Source organism: Hydrogenophaga sp. A37 (assembly GCF_002001205.1).
Lineage (GTDB): Bacteria > Pseudomonadota > Gammaproteobacteria > Burkholderiales > Burkholderiaceae_C > Hydrogenophaga.
In genome coordinates, this window is the sequence record NZ_MUNZ01000028.1 from 1 (window position 1) to 6,190 (window position 6,190).

Consider the following 6,190-nt stretch of genomic DNA (forward strand, 5'->3'; position numbering starts at 1 on the left):
CCCTCCTTCTCGCCCGCCCATGACCCGCTGGTGGCCCACCGCCCTGTTGCTGTTGCTCGCCCTGCTGCTGACCCTGCCGGTGCTGTCGCTGCTGGGCTCGTGGCTGCAGCTGGACGCCGCGGCCCGCCAGGTGTTGGCCGAGATGGGGCGCACGGTGCTGCCGGACTACGTGTTCACCTCGCTGCTGCTGTGCCTGAGCGTGGCCCTGGGCGTGGCGGTGGTGGGCATGGCGGCGGCCAGCGCGGTCACGCTGTTTGACTTTCCCGGGCGCCGGGTGTTCGAGTGGGCGCTGTTGCTGCCCCTGGCCATGCCCGCCTACGTGGTGGCCTACGCCTACACCGACTTCCTGCAGTTCAGCGGCCCGCTGCAAACCGGCCTGCGGGACACCTTCGGGCTGCGCGGCCGGGTGTTCCCCGAAATCCGCAACACGGCGGGCGCGGTCTGGGTGTTCACCTTCTCGCTCTACCCCTATGTCTACCTGCTGGCGCGCACCGCGCTGTCGGAGCGCGCGTCGCAGCTGATGGAGGCCGCGCGCCTGCTGGGCGCGCCGCTCTCGCGCCGCATCCGCGAGGTCGCGCTGCCGCTCGCGCGCCCCGCGGTGGCTGCGGGCGTGGCGCTGGCGCTGATGGAGACGCTGGCCGACTTCGGCGTGGCCAGCTACTTCGGCATCCAGACCTTCACCGCCGGCATCTACAAAGCCTGGCTGTCGATGGACATGCCGCTGGCGGCTGCGCAGCTCGCCACCATGCTGCTCGCGCTGGTGGCGCTGCTGCTGTGGCTGGAGCAGCGGGCGCAGCGCCGCATGCGTTTCGCGTCGCTGCGGGGCCAGCGCGCTGGCAGCGCCGAGGCGCAACCGGTGCGCCTGCGCGGCGCGCGGGCGGCGGCGGTCTGGCTGGCCTGCGGGCTACCGATCGTGTTTGGCTTTGTGTTGCCGGTGATCTTCATGCTGCGCCCGCTGCTCGGTGGCTGGGATTCACTGCCCTGGACGCAGTTCGTGCAGTGGTCGGGCAACAGCGTTCGCCTGGCGGCACTGAGCGCTGCGGTGGCGACGGCGCTGGCGCTGGCGCTGGCGTTCGCCTACCGCGCGCGGCCGGGCTTCGTGACCCGGTTCGTGGTGCAGCTCGCCAGCCTCGGCTACGCGGTGCCCGGCGCGGTGATCGTGGTCGGCCTGCTGCTGCCCGTGGGTTGGTGGATGAGCGCGCGCCCCGAGTCCAGCGTGGGCTACTGGATCACCGCCACCGCGCTGGGCATTGTCTGGGCCTACCTGGTGCGTTTCACGGCCGTGGCGCTGCAGTCGGTGCAGAGCGGCTACGCGCGCGTGCCCGCCAGCCTGGACGACTCGGCGCGCATGCTCGGCACCACCGGGCTGGGCCTGGCCCTGCGCGTGCACTGGCCCTTGCTCAAGCGCTCCACGGCGGCGGCGGCGCTGCTGGTCTTCGTGGACGTGATGAAAGAGCTGCCCGCCACCCTGGTGCTGCGGCCGTTCAACAGCGACACCCTGGCCGTGGTCACCTACCAGCTGGCGCGCGACGAGCGCCTGGGTGAGGCGGCCCTGCCCGCACTCACCCTGGTGCTGGTGGGCCTGCTGCCCGTGATTCTGCTCAGCCGCACCTTGCGCCAGCGCTGAGCGGGGGCGCGGGTCGGTCGCGCGATGGAAGCCTCCTGTTCAACGGTGTGGTGTCAATCCGCCTCGTCCGAAGGCAGCCGTGTTTCGACGCGCTGCTTCAGTGCCACAAGCTGCTCGGTCAGCGAGCGCAGATCGGCTGCCCGCAGCCCACCAAACAGCAGCTCGGCCACACCCGCTTCGGCCTGCTCGAAGCGCTGCACCGCCGCCATGCCGGTCGGGGTGGGCAACAAGCGGTGACTGCGCCGGTCCTCCGGGTGGTCCGCCTTGGTCAGAAGGCCCAGGTCCAGCAGCTCTTTGACCAGCCGCGCGACCTGACCTTTGTCGCGGCCGGTCTGTTGGGCCAAGCCCTGCTGCGTGATGCCCGGGTGGCGCTGACACAGCTGCAGCATGCGCAGCAGCATGGGCGCCACAGCGGGTTCTGCACCGCCTTGCATTTCGTGGCGCAAGGCCTGTTTGACGCTGCCAAACAGCGACATCAGGGATTCCAGGGCGGCGACCTGGGGGGGCGCGGGGTGTTGTCTCATACTTGAGTGGTTGATAAGGTCAACCAAATCCGTTATTGTGTTGACATTGTCAACCAAAATCGATCCACATGAAGAGCTCTGAAGTGACCTCCGCGCCGGCGACCCCGGCTCCTTCGCCCGCCGCGGGCTTTCGCTGGCGCCGCCTGGTACCGCTGGTCACTGTCATGCCCGCCATCGCCCTGATCCTCAGTGGCGTGATCACCTGGATCAATCTGGGTGGGGTCGATGATTTTTTCTCGCGCTGGATGCTGGCTTTTGCCACCGCCCTGCCCGTGATGCCCCTGGGCCTGTTGACCCTGGTGGTGCTGGACCGCGTGCTCGGGCCGCGCCTGTCGGCCTGGCCCCGCGTGTTGGCGACGGTGGTGCTGGCGCTGTGCACCGCGTTGCTGATGGAACTGCTGATGGCGACCGCCGTGACGCTGAGCAACCAGGGGCTGAGCGCGGCGTTCCCAGCGCAATGGGCGACAGCCTATTGGCGTTCCTTGCCGGCCGGCGTGGTGATCGGCCTGGTGATGGGCTTTCTGATCAAACCGCGACTGAACCGCTGGATGGCGGCGGCATGAGTCAACCCGTCGGCGCTGGTGTCCGCTTCGAGCGGGGCGCTGGGATGTGTGGGGGAAGTGCGCCGTTTGGTACCACCAACAGGAATCGAACCTGTATCTAGCGCTTAGGAGGCACTCGTTCTATCCATTGAACTATGGCGGCGGACGGGCGCCATTGTATGTGGGGTGACCGGCGGTTTCAGTCGAAGCGGTGGGTGAAGATCAGGTCGATCGCGTTTTCGGTGCCGGCGCGTGCGCGCAGGGTCAGGCGGCGTGAGAGGTCGTACAGGATGGACACGGTGCTCATGGCGCCGGCCAGGCTCTGTTCGTAGCTCAGGTAGAGGTCGCTGGAGAGGCGCTTGCCGACGGTGAGCGCGGCTTGGGTGGTGGTGCCGTCGGCGCCGGTGCTGGGGGCCTCGAAGCCGATTTCGTCCAGGCCCAGGGTGCGCGCGAGGGTGCCGTCGAGCGGCTCATCCCCTTGTGAGAGCAAGCGGCGCGCGGCCTGCTGCAACACGAAGGCCTGCGCTCCAGCGGTCGAGGCCGGGCGCCCCAGCACCAGCCAGGCCAGCTTGTCGGCCTCGGGCATGTCGGGGTCGGCGAAGAGGCTCACGCGAGGCGCCTGCGCGTTGCCGCTGATCTGCACGCCCACGCGCTGCTCCACATTGGCGGGCAGCTTGCGCACCGCGCGGATGTCGAGCGCCGGGTCGTCGTAGGGCCCGGTGAAACGCAGCGCGCCCGATTCGATGTTGAGTTGCTGGTCGTAGGCGCGGTAGGTGCCGCTGGCGGTGCGCACCTCGCCCAGCACGCGCGGCGTGGGCAGCGCGCGCGTGGCCTGCACCGTGAGCTGGCCTTCGAGCCGCGTCTGCAGGCCCTGGCCGCGCACCTCGAAACGCGGGCCCAGATCGAGCTGCACCGAGAGGTCGGTCTGCACGCGCTGCGCCGAGCCTGCCTCGGTCGGCAGGGTGCGGGTGCTGCGCACGACCACGTCGCGCCCGAGGGTGGGCGCCATTTCGTCGGGCAGGATGAACAGCGCGCTGTCGGCCTTGAGCTGCCCACGCAGCCGCAGCAGCGCGCCTTCGAGCTGGGCGTTGATCTCGCCCGAGAGGGTGAGGCGGCGGTCGGGCCGGTTGGAGACGCGCAGGCGCTCGGCCTTGGCTTGCAGGTTGATGAGCGGTTCGCGCGCCAGGCCGTTGGCCGCGGGCCGCCAGGTGGCCTCGCCGCTGGCTTCGAGCGTGCCGCCGCTCTCGACGCCGCCCGGGCCCTGCAGGCTGAAGCGGTCGACGCGGATGCGGTCGCCCGCGAGTGTGGCGCGCAACTGGCCGTTGGTGAAGGCGATGCCGTCGACCACCGAGCGCAAGGCCAGCTCGTCGGCCTGCAGCGTGCCGCTCCAGGTGGGCGCACCTCGGGTGCCCGCGACGGTCGCGTCGGCGTTGAGCGTGCCCTGCACGCGCCAGCCCGGCGGCGCCAGCACCGACCACACGCCCACCTGTGGCAGGCGCACCTGCGCGTTGCCCTGGATCGGGGTGTCGGCGGGCCACCAGCGCTCCAGCAGGCTGGCCTCAGACGCAGCGCTGCCCGGGGCGACGGTGGCGTTCAACTCGGCGCTGGCCTGGCCGAGGCGTTCGGTGTCCCAGCGCAATTGCGCGCGCCAGCGCCGGTCTTGCAAGGCGAGACTCACGCGCGCGTCGCGCACGCCAGCGTCGAGCGCCCCGTTGCCGTTGGGGGGCGCGGCGTCGGCGCCGGATGCGGCCCCACCCGCCATCTGCCGCCAGCGCAGGCTGCCGCCGCGCCGCTGCAGGCTGGCGGTGAGCGCGGGTGGGGTGCTGGCGTCGGCGGGCAGGCGCACGTCCCAATCGGCGTCGAAGAGCAAGTCGCCACTCAGTCCCGCCGCCTGCAGCGGGCCGCGCCCATCGGGTTGCGTGAGAGTGGCGAGGGTGTCGATCCAGGGCAGCGACAGGCCTTGCAGCCGGCCCTGCGTTTCCAGCGATGCGCCTTGCCAGCGCAGGCGCTGCCAAGCCAGGGTCAGTGGCGTCTCGGGGGCGGTGGAACCTGCGTTGAGGGGGCGCAAGAGCAGGGTGCCGGTGCCGGCGTCGAGCGACACGCTTTGACCCGGCGCGCCCTTCCAGACGATGCGCAGCGGCTGCGGGCTCTCCAGCGCCCAGCCCGCCGCGGAGGCCTTTGCGTCGGCGGGGTTGGCCACCGGGTTCAGGCGCAGGGCGAGGCGGCTCAGGTTCAGTTCCCCGCCTTCACGCAGTGACGCGCTGGCGCGCAACTGCCCGGCCGCGTCGAGCGATGCGCGCCAGGGCGGCAGGGTGGCGCTGCCCTGTGCGCTGATCTGCAACGCCTGCAAAGGCCCCTGCGCCTTCAGCGCGATGTCCGCGAGCGCGAGCGGGCCGGTGGTGTCGCTCTCCAGCGCCAGCCGTGGCACGTTCAATGCTGCTTCCAGGCGCAGCGGCGCCACGGCGTCGGGGGCCGTGCCGCCCGGCGCGGCCGGCCAGCCGAGCGCGCCCAGCCCACCGGCCCATTTCAATGAAGCATTCACTTCACCGTCGGCGCTCTGCATGCCCAGCGCCGCGAGCGCCTTGCGCACCGGCTCGCCCATCCAGGGCAGGGTCTGCAGGCTGCGGACCCAGGCCAGCGTGCGCTCAGCGCTGGCGAGTTGCAGCGTGGTTTCACCCTCGCCCCGAGCGTGCGAAGCAAGGCCTTTCCACGCCAGGTTCAGGCCGGGCAGCGCCAGGCTGCCTTGGCCGTCGTGACGCAGCTGCGCCGTGTCCAGTTGCCCTTTGGCGTCGAGCTGCGCGCCCGCGATGGCGATGTGCGCCTCGGCCAGTTGCAGCAGGCCGTGCCAGGCCGGTGGTGCAGGTGTGCCCGCCACGGCCGGGGTCGGTAGCCACTGCCCTTTGACCCGCAGTTCGCTTTGTATCAGCTCGGCCAGCGACACGCCCGCCGGCTGGCGCGCCGAGGGGGTGACCCGTGCGCTCAGGTCCACCGCCTGCGGTGCACGGGCGGTGGGCGCGGCGCGCGCGCTGGATTGGGCGTCCAAGGCCGCCGGTGGCAGGGTGCTCCAGACCAGGGCGGGGCGCACGCCGCTGGCCGTGGCTTCGCCTTGCCAGGCGGTGGGCAGGCTGGCGCCGCCAGCGGTGTCGAGGTCGAAACCGCCCTGGGCCTTCAACGTTCCACCGCCCAGCTCGGCGCGCAGGTCAGACACGGTCCAGCGCACGCCGCGTTGTTCGACTTCGGCGCTCAGGCTCTGCAGCGGGAGCCGCGCCTGGTCAGCCGGGCCGGGCAGGGCGTTGGCCAGCGTCACGCTGGCGCGCCACGCGGCGCCGTCGGGCTGTGCCAATACGCGGCCACTGAGCGCGGTCACCGGTGCGGCGGGCCACAGCGCGGCCAGGTTCAGCGCCTGGGCGTTGGCGTCGGCACTCACCAGTGGCTGGCTCGCCCAGGGCATGACGCGCGCGGTGAGCATGAGCGAGGGACTGGGTTGGGGTTTGGGG

4 protein-coding genes and 1 tRNA gene are annotated in these 6,190 nt (G+C 71.5%); 2 read left to right on the forward strand and 3 right to left on the reverse strand.

Annotated features, from left to right (window positions below; genetic code table 11):
• Window positions 1-19: 19 nt before the first annotated feature.
• Window positions 20-1,627 carry an iron ABC transporter permease gene (locus B0E41_RS00310; protein ID WP_077327462.1) on the forward strand — a complete coding sequence of 536 codons (1,608 nt, stop codon included), beginning with the start codon at window positions 20-22 and terminating at the stop codon, window positions 1,625-1,627.
• 53 nt (window positions 1,628-1,680) lie between these two features.
• On the opposite strand, the gene B0E41_RS00315 is transcribed toward B0E41_RS00310, so the two are convergent.
• Window positions 1,681-2,103 (reverse strand): MarR family transcriptional regulator, encoded by a 423-nt coding sequence (locus tag B0E41_RS00315; RefSeq protein WP_171984616.1) that lies wholly within the window; start codon window positions 2,101-2,103, stop codon window positions 1,681-1,683.
• Window positions 2,104-2,219: 116 nt separating this feature from the next.
• Between B0E41_RS00315 and B0E41_RS00320 the strand changes: the two genes are divergently transcribed.
• Window positions 2,220-2,714, forward strand: a complete 495-nt coding sequence (locus B0E41_RS00320) for a DUF2798 domain-containing protein (RefSeq protein ID WP_077327468.1) — start codon at window positions 2,220-2,222, stop codon at window positions 2,712-2,714.
• 67 nt (window positions 2,715-2,781) lie between these two features.
• On the opposite strand, the gene B0E41_RS00325 is transcribed toward B0E41_RS00320, so the two are convergent.
• Window positions 2,782-2,856 (reverse strand) — tRNA-Arg (locus B0E41_RS00325).
• Window positions 2,857-2,892: 36 nt separating this feature from the next.
• On the reverse strand, window positions 2,893-6,190 hold a 3,298-nt coding region (locus tag B0E41_RS00330; RefSeq protein ID WP_216350713.1), incomplete at its 5' end, for a translocation/assembly module TamB domain-containing protein.

Coding starts and splice junctions, on each gene's coding strand:
- B0E41_RS00315 (WP_171984616.1), bottom strand. CDS start 2,103: ATGTCGCTGTTTGGCAGCGTCAAACAGGCCTTGCGCCACGAAATGCAA.
- B0E41_RS00320 (WP_077327468.1), top strand. CDS start 2,220: ATGAAGAGCTCTGAAGTGACCTCCGCGCCGGCGACCCCGGCTCCTTCG.
- B0E41_RS00310 (WP_077327462.1), top strand. CDS start 20: ATGACCCGCTGGTGGCCCACCGCCCTGTTGCTGTTGCTCGCCCTGCTG.